Here is a 19,407-nt window from a genome sequence, read left to right as displayed (position 1 = left end):
CAGACGACGCTGCGAGGCTATCTCCCGGCCTGAGCCGCGTCCTCCCGCAGGCCCCCCAGGGCTGCCCCAAGTGCCGGTGACGGAAGGTGGATGCGGATGGCTGAGGTGCCTGGGCCCTTCGGGGGTGGGGGGAGGCGGTGGGTGAGGGGGGCGGGGGTGGGGAGCAGGTCCTCCTCCTTGTAGCGGTGGCAGCCCCGGTGCCAGACCAGGATTCCGGAGAGCCAGTTCTCCAGTTCCTTCACGTAGCCGGCGAGGACCGCGCGTGCCTCGGGGGTGAGGGCGAAGTCGTCGTACAGGACGGGGAGTTCGTTGGCCGCCACATGCTGGAACTGGCGCATGCGGCCCTTCATCAGGTCGTGGATAATCGCGACACCCGTCGGGTAATCGCAGTTGAAGAAGGACTGCACGACCAGGACGCCGTTGTGGATCTCGCCCTCGAACTCGATCTCCTTCTGGTACGAGAAGAGGTCGTTCATCAGCGAGGCGTAGTCCTGGGCGGCGTTCTCCAGGGACTTCATCGGGCCGCTGCGGTAGATCGCGGGCGGCACCGTCCGGCCGTGGCCGATGCGGGACAGGCTCATCGTCAGGTTGGAGCCGAAGGTGTGGCGGCGCATCTCGATGTAGTCGACGGGGTCCGGGACGCGGTTCTGGATCTGGTTGGCCAGCTCCCAGACCCAGCTGGCCGTCATCTCCTCGACCGCCGCGCGGAAGTCCCGGCGGGCGTCCATGTCCATCGGGCCCGCCGTACGAGTCCACAGGTCGGCCAGGCCGCGCTCCAGGGCCGTGAGCGGTGGCGGGGTGGCGAGTGTGTCGAGCGGCATGAACAGCGACAGCCGTTCGTCGCAGGCCTTGGCCCCCGCCAGATTGCGGGCGTGGCCGTACACGGCGGGGAAGTAGTCGTCGCCGTACGTCCCCCAGGCCAGCCAGTCCGAGGTCAGGTCGAGCCCCTCGCGCGTGGCGTCCGGGTGGATGCCGGCGGCGCAGAGCGGGAGGTCGATGCGCCGGATCCGGTCCTCGTCCCAGATGTCCGAGCCCGGGATGCCCGGCTGCCCCTCCAGGATGCCCATCCGGCCCGCCCACTCCACGACGTGCTCCCGCGACGCCTCCAGATGCGGACTGAGCGACGCGTCGAACGGCATCTCGAACTCGGGGATGATCGACGGCCCCACCCGCTGGTACGGCAGATGGCTGTGGGCGCGCGCCCGGACGGAGGAGCCGCTGGTGAGGCTCTTGAGACAGTCCGACGCCGCCGTCCAGCGCCCGACGGGGGTCTGCGAGAACAGCGGCCCCGCCGTCTCGCCCGCCCCGGGCCCGCCGTCCGCGCCCGCGCCGTTCATGTACCGGCTGGAGCGCATGTGCCACTCGTGGCCGCCGGACTGCCAGTCCTGGAGGCCCTTCACGTACGCGAGGGTCCCGGCCGCCGCGACCGGGTCGATCCCCTTCTCCACGAAGAGCGGGCCCAGCTCCGTCAGGGCCGTGTTCTCGAACTGGTGGAGCCGGGAGGTCAGCAGGTCGTTCACCGCGTCGGCCGCCTCCTGTGTCGTACAGCCCAGGAACGTCTCCAGGACGAGCACCCCGTTGCTCAGCTCGCCCTCCTCCTCGATCTCCCGCTGGTACGAGAAGAGGTCGTTCCGCAGATGGACCCCGTCGGAAAAGCTGTCCCGCAGGACCCGCAGCGGACGGGAATCGGCGATCGCGGCCGGGACCTCCGCCCCCGCCGCGTACTCGATGAGCCCGGCCGACCACGGCGCCCCGCCCACCTTGCGGCGCATCTCGATGTACTCGACGGGATTCGCGATCCGCTCGGCGTTGATGTTGGCGAGCTCCCAGAGGGATTCGTTGAGCAGATTCTCCGTGCTCTCGGCGAATCGCGCCCGCCAGTCCAGGGACATCGACGGGACTGTCCGCTTCCAGAGGTCGGCAAGACCCGCCTCCACCGGATTCGTCGGCACCGGGAATCCGTCGGCGAGATCCATCGGCATGAACGCGGCGAGCCGGTCGAGATACGCCTTGCCGCCCTCCCGATCCTGCGTTCTCTTGAAGATCTCCAGGAAGTGGTCGTCGAAGAAGAAGACCCACACATACCAGTCCGTGACCAGCGACAACTGCGGCCCCGAGCAGTCGGGATGGGTGTACGAGCACAGGAGGGCGTAGTCGTGGGCGTCGAGATCGCTCTGCTCCCAGATCCCGGAGCCTTCCAGCATCCCCATGTCCCGCGCCCACGTCCGGGAGTGCTCCCTGGCCTCCTCCAGACGCGGGTTGATGCGCGCCGGATAAGGCATGTAGAAATCCGGCAGTTCAAAGGGCTGTGTCACTGCTGTGCGGCCTTTCCCGAGGATTCCGGAACATTCCGGTAACTGTCCGTGTTCAGCTCTACCCCCCGCCACGTACCGCCATCCGCGCCACAAAACAGTCGTATGAACACACCTTCAGGGCGTGGCCTCCCTCAAATTTTCCGCCTCCCGGTCCACCATCTGCCCATGAGCACGACGATTCGCATCGCACAGCAACCCGAGGCCGACGAGCTACTCGGCCGCAGCCCGCTGGCCGCGCTGGTGGGCATGCTGCTGGACCAGCAGGTGCCCATGGAATGGGCCTTCGCGGGGCCGTACACCATCGCCGTCCGCATGGGGGGTGACGATCTGGACGCGCACACGATCGCGACGTACGCCCCCGAGGCCTTCGCCGCGCTGCTCACCGAGAAGCCCGCCGTGCACCGGTACCCGGGGTCCATGGCCAAGCGTGTCCAGCAGCTCTGCCAGTTCCTGGTCGCGCACTACGACGGGGACGCCGCCGCGCTGTGGCGAGATGTCGCCACCGGCCCGGAGCTGCTCAAGCGGCTGAGCGAACTCCCCGGCTACGGCAAGCAGAAGTCCCAGATCTTCCTCGCGCTGCTCGGCAAGCAGTACGGCGTACGGCCCGAGGGCTGGCGCGCGTCGGCCGGCGCGTACGGGGAGGAGGGCTCGTACCGCTCGGCGGCGGACATCACGGGGCCCGAAACCCTGGCCAAGGTCCGCGAGCACAAGCAGGAGACGAAGCGCGCCGCCAAGGCGGCGAAGGCGGCGGAGAGCACCAGGAGCTGAGCGCACCTCAGGCGGCGGCAGAGACCACCCAGGTGAGCGCATGACTTGTGGCACATCTGTTCCCCTACGAGCTCCCGGGTCGCTAGCTTTCTCGTTCAATCTCGCTCGTTCGCATCGGAAGGACCCCTGTGAACGCAACGTCCCGCAGACTCCTGGCAGTCGCAGCCGCCACCGCGCTCACCGCCCCGCTTCTGCTGTCCGCATCCGCCGCCTCCGCGCACAACAGGCCCGACCCGGCGAAGGACGCGGCGAAGCTCGCCAGGAAGCTCGTCAAGGAGGCGTCCGGCAAGGACGCGTACAAGCACCTGAAGAAGTTCCAGGACATCGCCGACTCCGCCGACGGCCACCGCGCCGCGGGCTCGCTCGGCCACGACGCCTCCGCCGCGTACGTCTACAGCCTTCTCAAGAAGGCCGGTTACGACGTCAGTTACGACAGCTTCGAGTTCACGTACATCGAGACGCAGGCCCAGACGCTGAAGGTCACCGCGCCGACGCCGCGCGACTCCGAGATCACGGCCATGTCGTACACGAAGTCCACGCCCAAGGGCGGGATCGAGGCCGAACTCGCCGTCGTACCGGTCGACGCGACCACCGGCTGCGAGCCCGGCGACTACGCGGCGGGCGCCTTCACCGGCAAGATCGCGCTCATCCAGCGCGGCGGCTGCGACTTCGCCGTGAAGCAGCAGACGGCGGCCGGCGCGGGAGCGGTCGCCGCGATCGTCTCGAACAACACCGAGGGCGCCCTCAGCGGCACCCTGGGCGACCCGGCGGCGGCCAGGATCCCCACGGGCGGTGTCACCCAGGCCGAGGGCGCCAGGCTCGCCGCCGAGGCCGCGGCCGGCCCCGTGAAGGTCTCGCTGGACATCCGTCAGCTCCAGGAGAAGCGCGTCACGCGCAACGTCATCGCCGAGACCAAGGGCGGCAAGGCCGCCAACACGGTGATGCTCGGCTCGCACCTGGACTCCGTCACCGCGGGACCGGGCATCAACGACAACGCGTCGGGCTCCGCCGGTCTCCTCGAAGTCGCCCTGGATCTCGCCAAGTCGCACGAGAAGCCCGCCAACAAGGTGCGCTTCGCGTGGTGGTCGGCCGAGGAGCTCGGGCTGCTGGGCGCCGAGGACTACGTGAAGGGCCTCAGCCCCGAGCAGGCCGAACAGATCAAGCTCTACCTGAACTTCGACATGATCGGCTCGCCGAACTTCGGCCAGTTCGTCTACGACGGCGACAACTCGGACGGCGTGGGCGAGGGTCCGGGGCCGGAGGGATCCGCGCAGTTGGAGAAGGGCATCACCGACTTCCTCGACAGCGTCGACTATCCGCACGAGGGCACCGACTTCACCGGCCGCTCCGACTACGGGCCCTTCATAGAGGTCGGCATCCCCTCCGGGGGGACCTTCACCGGCGCCGAGGGCATCAAGACGGCCGAGCAGGCGGCGAAGTTCGGCGGCGAGGCCGGGGTCGCGTACGACGCCTGCTACCACGCGGCCTGCGACGACCTCGACAACATCAACAAGGAGGCGTTCGACGTCAACATCGACGTCATCGCCAACGCTGTCGGCCACTACGCCCACGACCTGAGTCCGCTCACCGCGAAGGCGGGCGCGGCAGGCGCGGGAGCGGCAGGCGCGGCGGGCGCGGCCCCCTCCGCCAAGGTGGAGCACACCACCGGCGGCGACACGGGTGTCGGCGCGTCGAACGCCCACGAGCACGAGTCCCGGGCCTGACAGCCCGAGAAGTCTGAGGGCCCAGCTGCCTGATGTTCTGACCGACAGTCGGGCTGACGGAAAGCCACACACCGCGGGCGCCGGGGAAGCTGACTCCCCCGGCGCCCGCCGTGCGTCCGCCCACCGCGCTGGCAGCGGTCGCGAGGGCCTCCTAAGGAGGCGATATGGGCGACGACGTCACCGGACGGGACGGTTCCACTCATACGCCGCTCCTACTTTGACCCGTATGGATCTGTTTGCACCACCGCGCCATGGCTGCGCCTGGAGGCGGTCGCCCGGTAGGCTTTCCGTGTGATCTTCAAGCGCATCGGTAACGGGCGGCCGTATCCCGACCACGGCCGGGAAAGCACCCGGCAGTGGGCGGACGTAGCGCCGCGCCCGGTCCGCCTCGATCAGCTCGTCACCACGAAGGGCCAACTGGATCTGGAGACGCTGCTCGCCGAGGACTCGACCTTCTACGGAGACCTCTTCGCGCACGTCGTGAAGTGGCAGGGCGACCTGTATCTGGAGGACGGACTGCACCGCGCCGTCCGCGCCGCACTCCAGCAGCGACAGGTGCTGCACGCGCGCGTTCTCGAACTGGACCTGGGCTGAGCGACCGGGGGTCCCAGGTCTGACAGACCGAGGCCCGACGGACCGCCGACGCCCCCTCAAGCGGACGGCCACTGAGCCTTTCGGGGTCTTTCCGGCCGCTTCAGGCCCAACCTGTTGATCATTTAGTAGGAATCACTACCGGCGCGCACTACGCTGCGGCCATGAGCATGCTCACCCCCCCTGGCATGGGCGGCAAGTACCGTATTACGGGGTCCAAGTACCCGCGCATGCGCCGCCCCCGGCACCGCCGCAGGATCGTGCTCGCGGCCGTCGCCGCGTTCGTCGCCCTCGGTCTGGTCGGCTGGGGGACCGTACAGCTCATCGACGTGTTCACGGCGGACGACGGAACGAAGGACAAGACCACGACCGCGTCGGCCGGCGGGCGCGACTGCAAGCCGTCGCCGTCCGCGTCGGCGGCGGTCGCCAAGCCGCTGCCCAAGCCGGCCCAGATCAAGGTCAACGTCTACAACGCGACTCCGCGCGCGGGACTCGCCAAGGCCACCGCGGACGAGCTCAAGAAGCGCGGCTTCGTCATCGGCAAGGTGGGCAACGCGCCGGCGGAGTACGACAAGAAGATCCCCGGCACCGGCATACTGCTCGGCGCCCCGGGCACCGCGGAGGGGCCCCTCACGGTGCTCGGCGCCCAGTTGAAGGGCGCGAAGTCCGAGCACGACGCCCGGACGACCAAGGACGTCGATCTGCTGCTCGGTACGGCCTTCAAGAGCCTGAGCGTCAAGAAGGACGCCGACCAGGCCCTGGCCACCCTCACCAGGCCCGCGCCCGGCGGCCCTTGCTGAGCAGCTTGAGCCACGCGAGCCTCTTGACCCACACCGAAGGCCAAGGGCCCTGTCCGCAGGAGTCGGACAGGGCCCAAAGTTCGCCGTACGCGTGCCTGTCGGTCTAGTCGACCGTCCCGTACATACGGTCACCCGCGTCGCCCAGCCCAGGAACGATGTACCCGCGGTCGTTCAGCCGCTCGTCGACCGCCGCCGTGACCACCGTGACCGGCGTGCCCGCCAGCTCGCGCTCCATCACCTCGACGCCCTCAGGCGCCGCGAGCAGCACCACGGCCGTCACGTCGTCGGCGCCGCGCTTGATGAGCTCACGCAGCGCCGTGACCAGCGTGCCGCCGGTGGCCAGCATCGGGTCCAGGACGTACACCTGCCGGCCCGACAGGTCCTCGGGCATCCGGGTCGCGTACGTCGACGCCTCAAGCGTCTCCTCGTTACGGATCATCCCGAGGAAACCGACCTCGGCGGTCGGGAGCAGCCGCACCATGCCGTCGAGCATGCCGAGACCGGCCCGGAGGATCGGCACCACGAGAGGGCGCGGGTGGGACAGCTTCACACCCGTGGTCGGCGTCACCGGAGTCTCGATGTCGACCTGCTCGGTGCGCACGTCCCTGGTGGCCTCGTACGCGAGGAGCGTGACCAGCTCGTCGGCGAGGCGTCGGAAGGTAGGGGAGTCGGTGCGCTTGTCGCGCAACGTGGTGAGTTTGTGCGCGACCAGCGGGTGGTCGACGACATGAATCCGCATGCCTCCACAGTAACCGTGGCCCGGCCCATGGCTCCCGCGGGCATCAATCCCCTGCCCGAAGGGAAGGTGACTGGGCACGCGTACACGGGGACGCGGGGGCCACAGTCAACCGAGTCGTGGGGTGGTGAGGCGGCGATGCCGGACCGGCAGCGGCGAAATCCTCAGGGGCGAGGCGGCGGCGGGGCGGCCGAGGTGGAGGCCGGGGATCCCCTCGGCCTCCAGGCCCGGGAGCCCGCCGGACCCGTCACGGGCCCCGGACTCACACCCGAACCTGTGTCCGACATAACGCCCGACACCACGCCCGACCCCCTGCCCGACCCCGCCGCGGATCTTGTCTCCGACGACAGCGGCGCGGCCCGCCGGCGACGGCGTGCGCAGTTCCTGCGGGAGTTGAACGAGGCCAAGGCCCTGCGCGAGCGGGTGAAACCTCGGCAGGCCCGCGCGGCCCGGATGCGCCAGCAGATGCGGATGCGGACGTTCCGCTGGTAGTCACCGACAGGTCACCCAGCAGCCCTCCGGCCTTCGCGGGACGGCCACTTGGGCATCGGCCGGCCTCCGCTCCCGGGGCTCCGGACCCCCTCCGCGCACAGCGCATCCGGTGGCGTCCAATAAAATGCCTCCACGACGCAACGACGGAAGACCTCTCGCAATCGCCCGCTTTCTGCCACGATTCCGAGTAGTGGGCGGGGCAGAGCGCAGCGCACCGCCGAATCGTCACCTCTGACCAGTGGGAGAGTCACGGTGTACTTCGCCGCACTGCTCGCGCGCACCGAAGACGGGTGGGAAGCGAGCGACACAGAGCTCGACGACGTGGAGACCTTGTCGGATCTGACCGACCTGGCCCGGGAAGCCTCGGTGGACGAGGACACGGTGCTCGTCTTCATCGAGCAGGAGGACGCCTGGTTCGGCGTGCTCCGCGTGGAGGGCGAGGAAGATCCTCGCATCTACGTCTCCGACGCGGCCATGGCCGCACGCTCCTCGTACGGGGAGATCCTGACGGACGAATTGCTCGGCGGGGACGATGACGACCTCGCCGACGCCCTGGACACGCTGGACCTCGACGGTACCGAGGACGGCGAGACTGAAGAGCAGGAGGACACGGAGGACCCGGACGACGGCACCGCCGCCGCCGACGCGGCCGGCCCCGGATCGGTACCCGCGGGACCGGTGGGCGACCGCACGATCCTCGCCGACCTGGGCCTCTCGGAGGCGGAGTTGCTGGCGCTGGACACCGACGCCATGGCCGAGATCGCGGACGCGCTGGGCGCATCCGAGGTCCTGGAGACCGCCCGGTAGTGACAGAGCGCGACCCGGGCGCCGGACCGTCGCCCGACCCGGTGAACAACCAGGTGAACGGGCCGGAGACCGATCCGGTGCGTGACCCGTGGCGGGCGGCGATGCGACTCGCCCTGGAGCAGGCCGCGCGTGCGACGCCGGCCGGCGATGTGCCGGTCGGTGCCGTCGTGCTGTCACCCGACGGCACCCCGCTCTCCGGCGGCCACAACGAACGCGAGCTGACCGGCGACCCCACCGCGCACGCGGAGGTCCTGGCGATCCGCCGCGCGGCGGCGGAACTCGGCACCTGGCGGCTGACGGACTGCACGCTCGTGGTGACCCTGGAGCCGTGCACGATGTGCGCGGGCGCGCTCGTGCAGTCGCGGGTCGCCCGCGTCGTGTACGGGGCGCTCGACGAGAAGGCGGGAGCGGCGGGCTCGCTCTGGGACGTCGTACGCGACCGCCGTCTCAACCACCGCCCGGAAGTGATCCACGGAGTGCTCGCCGAGGAGTGCTCGGAGCTGCTCAGAGCCTTCTTCCGGGACCGCCGGAATACCGATTTCTGAGCAGGGGCCACCTTGGGCTAAGCTCTCTCTCGGTAGCGTGTCCGAGCGGCCGAAGGAGCTCGCCTCGAAAGCGAGTGTGGGGAAACTCACCGAGGGTTCAAATCCCTCCGCTACCGCTCTCACACCCTCCTGATCTGCGGAAACGTGGATCGGGAGGGTGTTTTGCGTGGCCGTACGAGGCCCGCCGCCAGGCACGCCGGGGCGGTCAGCGCAGTCGGTCGATGACCTTCGCGAAGTCGGTCATGTGCGGTTCGAGTACGGAGAAGTACGTCAGGCGGTACGTGTCCCGGTAGCGGTCCAGCGTCTCGGCGATCTGCTCGACCGTGCCCGCCAGTACGTTGGGCAGTCGCAGGATCTGGTCCCTGGTCAGATTCGGGGCCGTACGGTGGACGGCCGTCAGGTCCAGGGATTCCGGGGTGGAGTTGGCGTCGCCGAGGACCACCGACGATACGAACAGGTTCAGTTCCAGACGGCCGAAGCGCGCGCCCGCCTCGGCGCGGACATGATCGACCCGGTCCGCGAGGACCTGCCGCGGGTCCAGCCCCGGTGGGGTCCGGTGCGTCATGACCGGGAAGCCGATGATGTCCGCCTCGCGGGCGGCCAGCCGCAGAATACGGTCGCTGAGGCCGGCCAGGAGGAGCGGTGGCCCCGGGCGCTGGCGGACCGCGGGCCGCTGCTCCGGGGTGGCGAACATCCGGTGCAGCTCGGCGACCGTGTGCGCCAGGTTGTCGACCCGCTCCTCGGGGCTGGGATACGCCAGCTCCGCCGCGTGGAACTCCGCCCCTACGCAGCCCGCGCCGAGCCCGACCTCCAGCCGGCCGTCGGTGAGCTGGTCGGTGTCCGCGATGTCCCTGGCCAGCAGGGCGGGCCGGTAGAAGCCGGAGTTGAGGACGAGGGTGCCGACCCGCAGGGTGGTGGTCGCGTCAGCGGCGGACACCAGGGCGGGGAAGGGCGCCGACACACCCAGATGGTCGGGGATGTGGAGCACGTCGTAACCAAGCTCCTCGGCCTGCCGGGCCTTGGCCTGCCAGACCTCGTGCGATCCGGTGGACGTCATGCTGACGCCGAAACGGAAGGGGCGGGTGGACATGGCTTCCTCTCGACGGGATCGATGTCCCAAGAGGGTAGATTTCTCCTCTTTTATTCATAATAGTCATTGCGCGCTCAGGGCCCGGTCTCTCCGCCGGGAGACCGGGCCCTGAGATACGGCTTCTACGGGAAGTTGATCACGTTCGACGGGACCGTCGACGTGCCCGACGTCGGTGATCCGATGCTGTTGATCACGTGGTTGTACTGGCCCATGCCGCCGAGGGAGACAACCAGAATGTTCTGAAACCTCACCCCTGGCTTCACCGGCGCCTGGAATCCGTGTTCCTGACGGATGTTCGGATCGGACGTGTAGTTGCAGTAGCTGCCCATCGCCCAGCCCTGGTGGTTGACGACGGAATCATCCACCTTGTACGCGGCGAAGCCCTGGATGCTCCCGTTCTGGATGGCGGCCTGGTTCGGTGCGTCGTACGCCTTCTCGTTCTGGAAGAAGATCGTCCGGCCGTTCTCACCGCTCCATCGCACGTCGTACTTGTTGAAGTGTTCGACGAACAGCCCGGTCGCGAGCACGTTGTCGCCGTTCACCTGGAGGCCGTAGTCGGCACGGTTGGTCTCCCAGCCGACACCGTCCCCGTGGTCCGCCCGCCAGATCCAGGTATGGTCGATGATCGTGTCGTTGCTGTTGACGACCATGCTGGTGGTCGCCTTGCCGGGGCCGGCGCCGCCGATGCGGATGAAGACGTCCTGGACGGTCGTCGGGTTGGCGGAGTGACCGGCCGACGAGTTCTGCGGGCCGACCTCAAGCAGCGTCGGGGAGTTCACGGGTCCGGCGTCGATCAGGAAGCCGGCCAGCTTCACGCCGTCGACGTCGGCGACCTTCATCGCCGTCACACCGTTGTCCGGGATGATCGTGGCGTACCCGAGGCCGAGGACCACGGTGTTCGCCCGGTTGACGTTGATGGACTGGTCGACGTGGTAGATGCCCGGGGTGAAGAGCAGGTGCAGGCCCTGCGCGAGCGCCGCGTTGATCGTGGCCGCCGTGGCGCCGGGCTTGACCACGTAGAACTGGTCGAGCGGCAGGGACTCGCCCTGCGGGGTGCCGTTCCAGGAGACGCCGCGCGCGCTGGTGCGCTTGGCCGGCACGAAGACGTTGTACGTGTTGCCGTCCAGATAGAGGAACGGCTTCTCGCGGGAGGTCGGGGTGTTGTTCAGGGTGGTGTACGGCGGGTTCGGGAAGGACTGCGCGGGCGCGCCCTCGACGCCGGAGAACGCCATGTTCCAGACCCCGTTGCCCCAGCCGCCGATGGCGCTGTCACGGGTGTACCACTGCTGCTGGGAGTACGGCGTGATGGTGCCGTCGACCTTGCTGTCGGCGATGTAGCCGCCGCTGGCCCAGCCGTATCCGTTCGGTGCGAGGTTGAGTCCGCCCTTGACGTGCATACGGCGGAAGGGGGCGGCCTGCGCGACGGCCCAGCGGTTGCTGCCGCTGACCGGGTTGAGCGCGAGGTTCTCGGCGGAGCGCCAGAAGTTTTGCGTGGCGTTGCCGTTGAACCAGCCGGCGTCCACGGTCACATCGCCGTTGATGTTCGTGTCGTCCGGCTTGAGGCCCAGACCGGAGATCGAGGTGTAGAAGCCGAGTTGGGCGTTGATGTTGTTGTACGTGCCCGGTTTGAACAGCAGTTGGTAGCGCCCGGTGCCGAACTGGGCCGACTCCTGCTGCCGGAAGATCTGGTCGAGCGTGCCTTGGATGCCGGGCGTCGATGGGTCGAAGACCTTGACGTTGGGGCCGAGGTCACCGCCGCCCTGGATCGGTCCGCCGGGGCCGCCGCTCTCGCCGTACACCTGGAACTCCCAGAGGGAGTAGCCGTACGGGGTGGCGCGGGTGGTGCCGGTCAGCTTCACGTAGCGGGCGCTGCCGGAGACGTTCAGCGTCTCGTTGCCGCCGGGGCCCGTGGTGGTGGAGTACGCGCTGGTCCAGCTGGTGCCGTTCGTGGAGAGCTCGATCTTGTACGCCGTGGCGTACGCGGCCTCCCAGCGCAGCACGACCTGGCTGAGCGCGACCGGGGAGCCGAGGTCGATCTGGATCCACTGGGGGTCGGCGGCGGCGCTCGACCAGCGGGTGCCGGTGTCCCCGTCGACGGCCGCGGCGGCGGGCGTGCCGCCGTTCTCGGTGCTGGAGACCGTCACCGGCTTGCCCTGGGAGAGCAGGGTCGGTGCGGCGCTCGCGGGGGTGGCGGTGGGGATGAGCATCAGCAGGGAGGCGACCAGGGTGGCGGCGATGGACGCGGCTATGCCGCGGCGGCGTACCGACGCGGGTCTCCTGAACACCGGAACAACGGACAGCGGAGCGTGCATGGGCAGGTCTCCTGAAGTCTCGGACGACGTGGGGGAGTTCGGGATGCGCGGAGAGATCCGGGGGATACCCAGAGAGCGCTCTCTCGTATCGCAGATGGTTCTCCCGTGTTTCGTACACGTCAAGAGTTGTGCACAGACCAGCCGTCATCCGTTGGTCTCCGAACAACAACTAACCGACCTGGCGAGGCATTTGCTCATGTTCGCCAGCTGTCGTGCGGAGTGTCCGTTCAGATCCTGACGGCGCGGGCCCGGGGCACCTCGCGTACGGCGTCCCGACCGGAGGCGCGGCGACCACGCGTCGACGCGGTGCGGCCGGAAGCGGTCACGCGGGTGATCGAAATCGGCCTCCGAACCGGCCCATTCGTACGGTTAGACTCACGCGATCGCACCGGAGACAGCAGGGGAGGCAGCGCTGATGGTGCAAACGAAGAAGATCGCGCTCTATCTGGTCGTTGTCTTCGTGCTGTATACGATCATCACCTCGCCCGAGCGGGCGGCCGATCTGGTCCAGGTGGGCTTCGAAGGCATATCGGACGCGGCCCAGGGCGTCGGTGAGTTCATGACCGAGCTCGTAGAGTAGCCACGGCCGGACGGCGGCCCAGGACGGCAGCTCCTGACGACGGGTCCCGCCCGGACGCCGTGTTCCGCCCCGGCCCGCGCCGCGCCCTTCTTAGGAGATCCCCTTGATCCGGCACCTGGTCCTCTTCAAACTCAACGAGGGCGTCTCGCGCGACGAACCCCGGGTGATCGCGGGCGCACGCGCCTTCGCGGAGCTCGGCGGCAAGATCCCGGAGCTTGAGTTCTGGGAGTGCGGCTGGAACACCAGCGACCGGCCGGTCGCCCAGGACTTCGCCATCAACGCGGCTGTCGCCGACGCGGGCGCCCTGACCCGGTATCTGGAGCACCCCGACCATCAGGCGGGCGTCACCCAGTGGCGGGAATTCGCCACCTGGGTGATCGCCGACTACGAGTTCTGACCGGTTCCGACCGGTTTTCCGGCCCTTGACCCTCCTGGCCCCACACCTCACCGGCGTGGGGCTTTTCGAGTTTGAACAGGGGATTCTCCGTCAACACGGAGTTTTCTGGTGCTTGCACACAGTGGGCAAGTCTTGTGATGCTATGACCGCTTTTGACGGATGAGTTGACCGTAGTTGACCGTGAAGGGGTGGCGTGACCGTGCCGGCCAGTACAACGCCTCAAATGCCGCCCCAGATCGAGTCCCGGTCGAACGACGACCGGTCGGACACCCGGGACGACGACGACCGGTCGGACGCCCAGGCCGGCACTCGGACCGGCACTCGGACCGACGCCCAGAGCAACGATCAGACCGACGCCCCCCTCGTCGAGACCCCGAGCGAGAACGAGCCACGGCCCTCCACGCCGGGCACCCGCGGCGCCGACACCAGGGCCCTCACCCAGCTGCTCTTCTCGCAGATCAAGGACCTGGAGCGCGGCAGCCCCGAGCACACCCGCGTACGCAGCGCGCTGATCGAGGCGAATCTGCCCCTCGTGCGCTACGCCGCCGCCCGCTTCCGGAGCCGTAACGAACCGATGGAAGACGTCGTCCAGGTCGGCACGATCGGTCTGATCAACGCGATCGACCGGTTCGACCCGGACCGCGGCGTGCAGTTCCCGACCTTCGCGATGCCGACCGTCGTCGGCGAGATCAAACGCTACTTCCGCGACAACGTGCGGACCGTCCACGTACCGCGCAGGCTGCACGAGCTGTGGGTCCAGGTCACCGGCGCCACGGAGGACCTGACGACGGCTCACGGCCGCTCGCCCACCACCACCGAGATCGCCGCGCGGCTGAAGATCTCCGAGGAGGAGGTCCTCGCGTGCATCGAGGCGGGCCGCTCGTACCACGCGACGTCCCTGGAGGCGGCCCAGGAGGGCGACGGGCTGCCGGGACTGCTCGACCGGCTCGGCTACGAGGACCCCGCGCTCGCCGGCGTCGAGCACCGCGATCTGGTCCGGCATCTGCTGGTGCAGCTGCCCGAGCGGGAGCAGCGGATCCTGATGCTGCGCTACTACAACAACCTGACGCAGTCGCAGATCAGTCAGGAACTCGGCGTCTCCCAGATGCATGTGTCAAGGCTCCTGGCGCGAAGCTTCGCGCGTTTGCGATCCGCAAACAGGATCGAGGCATAGCTCTTCCGGGTAGTAACCCCGGAGCGTCCCCACCTGCTGCAAATTCGCATACCCCCACATTCCGGTGCAGATATGTCGACTTGGCGCTACAGCGTGTTGACGACATGTGACATTCTGCTGGAACCGCGTTTGCCGCAGTCCCACCGCCGGTATTCAGGTGGAGGCTGCGTTCCTTCGACGGGAGCGGCCACCGCGACCGTCAGCGACCTCAAGGGGGTGGCATGTCCGTAGAACAGGGCAGCTCGAAGGTGCTCACGCTCAACAAGAGCGACCAGGCACCGAACGACGCGCCGGATGCTCTCGACCGCGCGGCCGAACCGCGCGCGTCCCAGCCGGAAGTCATCGACACCCGCACTCTGTCCCGCTCCCTGTTCCTGCGGCTCGCCGTGCTCGCCCAGGACAGCCCGGAGCGGACCTACGTACGTGACACCCTCATCGAGCTGAATCTGCCGCTGGTGCGTTACGCGGCGGCCCGGTTCCGCAGCCGCAACGAGCCGATGGAGGACATCGTCCAGGTCGGCACGATCGGCCTCATCAAGGCGATCGACCGGTTCGACTGCGAACGGGGCGTGGAATTCCCCACGTTCGCGATGCCGACCGTCGTCGGCGAGATCAAGCGCTTCTTCCGCGACACGTCGTGGTCCGTGCGCGTGCCCCGCCGGCTCCAGGAGCTGCGGCTGGCACTGACGAAGGCCAGCGACGAGCTGGCCCAGAAGCTCGACCGCTCGCCGACCGTTCCCGAACTCGCCGTGGTACTGGGCGTGTCGGAGGAGGACGTTGTCGACGGCCTCGCGGTCGGGAACGCGTACACGGCCTCCTCGCTGGACTCGCCGTCCCCCGAGGACGACGGCGGCGAGGGATCGCTCGCGGACCGTCTGGGGTACGAGGACACGGCCCTGGAAGGCGTGGAGTACCGCGAGTCGCTGAAGCCGCTGCTGGCCAAACTCCCGCCCCGCGAGCGGCAGATCATCATGCTGCGCTTCTTCGCGAACATGACGCAGTCCCAGATCGGCGAGGAGGTCGGCATCTCGCAGATGCATGTCTCACGCCTGCTGACCCGCACGCTGGCGCAGCTGCGGGAAGGGCTGATCTCGGACTGAGGAGGGACGTCACCGCGAGGACGACGGGCGCGCCGGGCCACGACACGGCCCGCGAGCCACCGCTCGGAGCCGGCAGCGGGTCCGGGTGCGGTCACCGCGGTGGCGCCCCGCAGGGAGCGGAGCGCCACCGTCAGGAGTGAGACCTGGGCTCAGGTGTGAGACCTGGGGCTTACGCCCGGTGGGCCGGCGATCAGTAGGGCTCGAAGTCGGCGGGCTTGCGGTCAGCCGAGCGCAAGCCAGGCGACCGCGCCCAGGATCACGATCGCGGCCACGACGCCGACGATCAGTCCGGTCTTCGATCCGCTCTGCTGTGGCGCCTGCCGGCGCTGCGGCTCACCGTCGTCGACAAAGGCGCGGAACATCTGGGTGCTGCCCGCGGGGTCGGGATTTCCCTCGGGGCCCTGCGGGGCATGGGGGTTGTGTGCCATGAGCCAGGACCCTAGCGAACACCGCACCCGCGCCCAACCCCCGGGGCCGTTTCCAGGCCGTACGGGTCGCGCCGGCCATCCCCCGCGCCCGTCTCCCGCGTCCCTCCCGGCCCCCTTTACCTCATTGACCCCTGCCATGCCGAGCCTTTTGGGTTCCTTTACTCCTGATGCCCATTTTTAGTTTGCCTTCAGCAACCAAACGCTTCTATGGTTGCCCTAAGCAACAACATGGGCGAGGGGTCTACGGAGGGGTCATGGCCGCCAAGAGTCAGTACGCGGAACTGGCCCACCAACTCAGCGCCATCGGCGCCGTGAAACGGGGACTCTCCCGTGTCCTGCCCCCCGACTGTCCGGGCGGCTCCGCCGCGGTACTGGCCCTGCTGGAGCAGCACGGCGAGATGCGGATGAGCCGCCTCGCCGAATTGCTGGCCGTGGACATGTCCGTGACCAGCAGGCATGTGGCCCACGCGGCCGAGCGCGGCTGGATCGAGCGCGCCCCCGACCTCGCCGACCGGCGGTCCCGCATCCTGCGGCTCACGCCGGCGGGCCGCGAACTGCTCGACGAACTTTCACGGCGCACGACCGAGATGTTCGCCCGCGCTCTTTCCGACTGGACCGACGACGAGGTGGGGCAGCTCAACACTATGCTGGCGCGCCTGCGTGAGAACTTCGGTGATTGCCGGCCCGGCCGTTACGACGACAGCCCCGGCTCCTCTGCCCGTGCCCCCACACCCGCCTCCGGCCCCGCACCCGCACCCGCACCCGCACCCGCACAGCGTGATTCGCCCGCGCGGCAACAACAGACGTGAACGACAAAGGAATTCAATGGCTACGACCACCACATCCACGGGTGTACGGGGCGGCCACCCCAAGCACGGCGGAGGCTCCCCCGCCCCCGTCGCGCCCGGCACACCGATGACTCACCGTCAGATCATGGAGGCGCTCTCCGGGCTGCTGCTCGGCATGTTCGTGGCGATCCTCTCCTCGACGGTCGTCACCAACGCCCTGCCCGAGATCATCTCCGACCTCGGCGGCGGACAGAGCGCGTACACCTGGGTGGTGACCGCCTCGCTGCTGGCGATGACGGCCACCACTCCCCTGTGGGGCAAGCTCGCCGACCTTTTCAGCAAGAAGCTGCTGGTCCAGATAGCACTGACCCTCTATGTGGTCGCATCGGCGGCGGCCGGACTCTCCCAGAGCGCGGGAACGCTGATCGTCTTCCGCGTCATCCAGGGCATCGGCGTCGGCGGTCTCACCGCCCTGGCGCAGATCATCATGGCCGCGATGATCGCCCCGCGTGAGCGCGGACGCTACAGCGGCTACCTCGGCGCGACCTTCGCCGTCGCCACCGTCGGCGGCCCGCTCATCGGCGGTGTCATCACCGACACGTCCTGGCTCGGCTGGCGCTGGTGCTTCTACGTCGGCGTCCCCTTCGCCGTCATCGCGCTGATCGTGCTGCAGAAGACCCTCAAGCTCCCGGTGGTCAAGCGCAAGGTCAAGATCGACTGGACCGGCGCGTTCCTGATCAGCGCGGCCGTCTCGCTGCTGCTGCTCTGGGTCACCTTCGCCGGTGACAAGTACGACTGGATCTCCGGGCAGACGTACGCGATGCTCGCCGGCACGGTCGTGCTCGGCGCGCTCTTCCTCTACACCGAGTCGCGGGCGAGCGAGCCGATCATCCCACTGCGCCTCTTCCGCAACCGCACGATCACCCTCGCGTCGCTGGCCTCGCTCTTCGTCGGTATCGCGATGTTCGCCGGCACGGTCTTCTTCAGCCAGTACTTCCAGCTGGCGCGCGACAAGTCACCCACGATGTCCGGGGTGATGACCATCCCGATGATCGGCGGGCTCTTCCTCTCCTCGACCGTCTCAGGCCTCGTCATCACCAAGACGGGACGCTGGAAGGCGTGGCTCGTCAGCGGTGGTGTGCTGGTGACGGCCGGCCTCGGACTCCTGGGCACCATCCGGTACGACACCGAGTACTGGCACATCGCGGCCTTCATGGCGATCATGGGCCTCGGCATCGGCATGATGATGCAGAACCTGGTCCTGTGCACCCAGAACCAGGTCTCCCCCCAGGACTTGGGCGCCGCGAGTTCCGTCGTCACCTTCTTCCGCTCGCTCGGCGGTGCGATCGGCGTCTCGGCGCTGGGCGCGGTGCTGGGCCACCGGGTCACCTCGTACGTCAAGGACGGTCTCGCCGACCTCGGTCCAGACGCGGCTGCGGCCGGTCACGCCGGTACGGGCGGCGGGGGCATCCCGAATCTGGACACGCTGCCCGGTCCGATGCGGACCGTCGTGGAGGCCGCGTACGGACACGGCGTCGCCGACGTCTTCCTCTTCTCGGCTCCGGCCGCGCTGCTCGCCTTCTTCGTCACCCTGTTCATCAAGGAGGTCGCGCTGAAGACGCGTGCCGGGAACGACGCGGCGGAGAGCCCGGAGGAGGCGCCGGACGGGTCGGCGGTGCCGATGGACGTGGGCGTGGAGGCGCTCGTCACCGTGGAAGCGACGGCTCCGGCTCCCGTGCCGGGCGTGGCGACCGCCGGTGAGGCCCCGGGGAGCGCCCCAGACGGCGCGCAGGGCGGCGCGCAGGGCTCCGGCGGCATCACCGTCCATGGCCTCGTACGCGGCAGCGAGGGCGGCGCCGTGGCGCGGGCCGCGATCACCCTCATCACCCCGGGCGGGCGGCAGTTGGGCCGCGCGGTCGCCGGGGACGACGGCGGGTACACCGTGGACGCGCCCGAGGCCGGCTCGTACGTCCTGATCGCCTCGGCCGACGGTTTCCAGCCGCAGGCCGTCACGGTGACCGTCGGCGCGGAGCCGCTGGCGTACGACATCCTGCTCGCCGGTACGAGCGGGCTCACCGGCTCCGTACGGAGCGAGGAGAGCGATACGCCCGTCGAAGGCGCGATGGTCATCGTGACCGACGTACGCGGCGACGTACTGGCGACCGGAAAGTCCACCGACCAGGGCGAGTTCGCCTTCGGTGAGCTGCTGCCCGGCTCCGTGACCGTGGCCGTGAACGCGACCGGTTTCCGGCCGCTGGCCCTCCCGGTGGAGATCGGCGCCCAGGGTGTGACTCGTGTCGAGGCCGTCCTGCGGGCGGGTGCGCTCGTGCAGGGCACCGTCCGGGCCGGCGCCGACCGGCGTCCGCTGCCCGACGCGCGCGTCACCCTGATCGACGCGGCGGGGAACGTGGTCGCCACGGCGACGACCGGTGACGACGGTGCATACGGTTTCGCGGACCTGGACGCGGGTGAGTACACGGTCATAGCGACCGGTTACCCGCCGGCCGCCGGGACCCTGACCGTGGCCGGAAGCGGAATCGACGGCCATGACATCGAGCTCGCGCACCCCGGAGAATAAGCGGGGCTAGGGCGTGTCTTTTGGATCAGGCCGGATCAGGGAGCGGGGTCTGGTGCGTGCGGTCGCAAGGCGGAGGAGGGAGACGACGCGGAGCGTCGGCGACCGACGACAACGGAGGGGGCACCTCCCGTGCCCCCCTCGGGGGCTACGGGGGAGAGCGTGCGTGCCAGGGACCGCGAGCC

18 protein-coding genes and 1 tRNA gene are annotated in these 19,407 nt (G+C 69.1%); 14 read left to right on the top strand and 5 right to left on the bottom strand.

Annotation, left to right across the window (positions count from 1 at the left end):
* Positions 1–17: 17 nt before the first annotated feature.
* On the bottom strand, positions 18–2,315 hold the full coding sequence (locus tag ACFWV8_RS20760) for a germacradienol/geosmin synthase (RefSeq protein ID WP_384204035.1): 2,298 nt from the start codon (positions 2,313–2,315) through the stop codon (positions 18–20).
* A gap of 165 nt (positions 2,316–2,480) precedes the next feature.
* On the opposite strand from ACFWV8_RS20760, the gene ACFWV8_RS20755 reads away from it, so the two are divergent.
* The 4 genes from ACFWV8_RS20755 (at position 2,481) to ACFWV8_RS20740 (ending at position 6,198) form a co-directional block, all read left to right on the top strand.
* The gene (locus ACFWV8_RS20755; protein WP_384204033.1) at positions 2,481–3,083 is read left to right on the top strand and encodes an HhH-GPD-type base excision DNA repair protein; all 603 of its coding nucleotides are present in this window, start codon (positions 2,481–2,483) and stop codon (positions 3,081–3,083) included.
* A gap of 128 nt (positions 3,084–3,211) precedes the next feature.
* The gene (locus ACFWV8_RS20750; RefSeq protein WP_384204030.1) at positions 3,212–4,807 is read left to right on the top strand and encodes a M28 family metallopeptidase; all 1,596 of its coding nucleotides are present in this window, start codon (positions 3,212–3,214) and stop codon (positions 4,805–4,807) included.
* A 291-nt stretch (positions 4,808–5,098) separates the two neighbouring features.
* On the top strand, positions 5,099–5,401 hold the full coding sequence (locus tag ACFWV8_RS20745) for a type II toxin-antitoxin system VapB family antitoxin (protein ID WP_023540426.1): 303 nt from the start codon (positions 5,099–5,101) through the stop codon (positions 5,399–5,401).
* A gap of 161 nt (positions 5,402–5,562) precedes the next feature.
* Positions 5,563–6,198 carry a LytR C-terminal domain-containing protein gene (locus tag ACFWV8_RS20740; RefSeq protein ID WP_384204028.1) on the top strand — a complete coding sequence of 212 codons (636 nt, stop codon included), beginning with the start codon at positions 5,563–5,565 and terminating at the stop codon, positions 6,196–6,198.
* 103 nt (positions 6,199–6,301) lie between these two features.
* On the opposite strand, the gene upp is transcribed toward ACFWV8_RS20740, so the two are convergent.
* Positions 6,302–6,937 (bottom strand): uracil phosphoribosyltransferase, encoded by a 636-nt coding sequence (gene upp, locus ACFWV8_RS20735; protein WP_329385376.1) that lies wholly within the window; start codon positions 6,935–6,937, stop codon positions 6,302–6,304.
* A gap of 309 nt (positions 6,938–7,246) precedes the next feature.
* Here upp and ACFWV8_RS20730 point away from each other — a divergent pair, with 309 nt between their 5' ends.
* The 4 genes from ACFWV8_RS20730 to ACFWV8_RS20715 all read left to right on the top strand — a co-directional run bounded on the left by ACFWV8_RS20730 (position 7,247) and on the right by ACFWV8_RS20715 (position 8,894).
* On the top strand, positions 7,247–7,426 hold the full coding sequence (locus tag ACFWV8_RS20730) for a hypothetical protein (RefSeq protein ID WP_329392354.1): 180 nt from the start codon (positions 7,247–7,249) through the stop codon (positions 7,424–7,426).
* A 252-nt stretch (positions 7,427–7,678) separates the two neighbouring features.
* Entirely contained in the window at positions 7,679–8,233 is a 555-nt protein-coding gene (locus ACFWV8_RS20725) for a hypothetical protein (protein WP_329385375.1), read from the top strand.
* 41 nt (positions 8,234–8,274) lie between these two features.
* Positions 8,275–8,778 (top strand): tRNA adenosine(34) deaminase TadA, encoded by a 504-nt coding sequence (gene tadA, locus ACFWV8_RS20720; protein ID WP_384204197.1) that lies wholly within the window; start codon positions 8,275–8,277, stop codon positions 8,776–8,778.
* Positions 8,779–8,809: 31 nt separating this feature from the next.
* Positions 8,810–8,894 (top strand) — tRNA-Ser (locus ACFWV8_RS20715).
* 89 nt (positions 8,895–8,983) lie between these two features.
* Here ACFWV8_RS20715 and ACFWV8_RS20710 read toward each other — a convergent pair.
* On the bottom strand, positions 8,984–9,868 hold the full coding sequence (locus tag ACFWV8_RS20710) for a TIGR03621 family F420-dependent LLM class oxidoreductase (protein ID WP_384204025.1): 885 nt from the start codon (positions 9,866–9,868) through the stop codon (positions 8,984–8,986).
* Positions 9,869–9,990: 122 nt separating this feature from the next.
* Positions 9,991–12,075 (bottom strand): discoidin domain-containing protein, encoded by a 2,085-nt coding sequence (locus ACFWV8_RS20705; RefSeq protein WP_384204194.1) that lies wholly within the window; start codon positions 12,073–12,075, stop codon positions 9,991–9,993.
* A 520-nt stretch (positions 12,076–12,595) separates the two neighbouring features.
* Between ACFWV8_RS20705 and ACFWV8_RS20700 the strand changes: the two genes are divergently transcribed.
* The 4 genes from ACFWV8_RS20700 (at position 12,596) to ACFWV8_RS20685 (ending at position 15,431) form a co-directional block, all read left to right on the top strand.
* Positions 12,596–12,760: a hypothetical protein gene (locus ACFWV8_RS20700; protein ID WP_384204022.1), complete on the top strand. Its 165-nt coding sequence runs from the start codon at positions 12,596–12,598 to the stop codon at positions 12,758–12,760.
* A gap of 103 nt (positions 12,761–12,863) precedes the next feature.
* Entirely contained in the window at positions 12,864–13,157 is a 294-nt protein-coding gene (locus tag ACFWV8_RS20695) for a Dabb family protein (RefSeq protein WP_384204020.1), read from the top strand.
* A 223-nt stretch (positions 13,158–13,380) separates the two neighbouring features.
* Positions 13,381–14,331 (top strand): RNA polymerase sigma factor SigF, encoded by a 951-nt coding sequence (locus ACFWV8_RS20690; RefSeq protein ID WP_384204017.1) that lies wholly within the window; start codon positions 13,381–13,383, stop codon positions 14,329–14,331.
* A 221-nt stretch (positions 14,332–14,552) separates the two neighbouring features.
* A complete protein-coding gene (locus tag ACFWV8_RS20685) occupies positions 14,553–15,431 on the top strand; it encodes an RNA polymerase sigma factor SigF (RefSeq protein ID WP_384204014.1) in 879 nt (292 codons plus the stop codon).
* Positions 15,432–15,652: 221 nt separating this feature from the next.
* On the opposite strand, the gene ACFWV8_RS20680 is transcribed toward ACFWV8_RS20685, so the two are convergent.
* The gene (locus tag ACFWV8_RS20680) at positions 15,653–15,859 is read right to left on the bottom strand and encodes a hypothetical protein (RefSeq protein WP_329385359.1); all 207 of its coding nucleotides are present in this window, start codon (positions 15,857–15,859) and stop codon (positions 15,653–15,655) included.
* Between the two features lie 254 nt (positions 15,860–16,113).
* Here ACFWV8_RS20680 and ACFWV8_RS20675 point away from each other — a divergent pair, with 254 nt between their 5' ends.
* Both ACFWV8_RS20675 and ACFWV8_RS20670 read left to right on the top strand, forming a co-directional pair.
* Positions 16,114–16,668, top strand: coding sequence for a MarR family winged helix-turn-helix transcriptional regulator (locus ACFWV8_RS20675; protein ID WP_384204010.1), 555 nt, complete (start codon positions 16,114–16,116; stop codon positions 16,666–16,668).
* Between the two features lie 16 nt (positions 16,669–16,684).
* A complete protein-coding gene (locus ACFWV8_RS20670) occupies positions 16,685–19,225 on the top strand; it encodes an MFS transporter (protein ID WP_384204007.1) in 2,541 nt (846 codons plus the stop codon).
* The last annotated feature ends 182 nt before the right edge of the window (positions 19,226–19,407 follow it).

The organism is Streptomyces sp. NPDC058665 (genome assembly GCF_042714995.1).
Lineage (GTDB): Bacteria > Actinomycetota > Actinomycetes > Streptomycetales > Streptomycetaceae > Streptomyces.
This window is presented reverse-complemented; position numbering and strand designations above follow the sequence as displayed.

What these genes read in the sequence shown, in the direction of transcription:
- ACFWV8_RS20670 (WP_384204007.1), top strand. Translation starts at nt 16,685, where the DNA reads ATGGCTACGACCACCACATCCACGGGTGTACGGGGCGGCCACCCCAAG.
- upp (WP_329385376.1), bottom strand. Translation starts at nt 6,937, where the DNA reads ATGCGGATTCATGTCGTCGACCACCCGCTGGTCGCGCACAAACTCACC.
- ACFWV8_RS20740 (WP_384204028.1), top strand. Translation starts at nt 5,563, where the DNA reads ATGAGCATGCTCACCCCCCCTGGCATGGGCGGCAAGTACCGTATTACG.
- ACFWV8_RS20690 (WP_384204017.1), top strand. Translation starts at nt 13,381, where the DNA reads ATGCCGCCCCAGATCGAGTCCCGGTCGAACGACGACCGGTCGGACACC.
- ACFWV8_RS20685 (WP_384204014.1), top strand. Translation starts at nt 14,553, where the DNA reads ATGTCCGTAGAACAGGGCAGCTCGAAGGTGCTCACGCTCAACAAGAGC.
- ACFWV8_RS20705 (WP_384204194.1), bottom strand. Translation starts at nt 12,075, where the DNA reads ATGCTCATCCCCACCGCCACCCCCGCGAGCGCCGCACCGACCCTGCTC.
- ACFWV8_RS20710 (WP_384204025.1), bottom strand. Translation starts at nt 9,868, where the DNA reads ATGTCCACCCGCCCCTTCCGTTTCGGCGTCAGCATGACGTCCACCGGA.
- ACFWV8_RS20680 (WP_329385359.1), bottom strand. Translation starts at nt 15,859, where the DNA reads ATGGCACACAACCCCCATGCCCCGCAGGGCCCCGAGGGAAATCCCGAC.
- ACFWV8_RS20755 (WP_384204033.1), top strand. Translation starts at nt 2,481, where the DNA reads ATGAGCACGACGATTCGCATCGCACAGCAACCCGAGGCCGACGAGCTA.
- ACFWV8_RS20700 (WP_384204022.1), top strand. Translation starts at nt 12,596, where the DNA reads ATGGTGCAAACGAAGAAGATCGCGCTCTATCTGGTCGTTGTCTTCGTG.
- ACFWV8_RS20675 (WP_384204010.1), top strand. Translation starts at nt 16,114, where the DNA reads ATGGCCGCCAAGAGTCAGTACGCGGAACTGGCCCACCAACTCAGCGCC.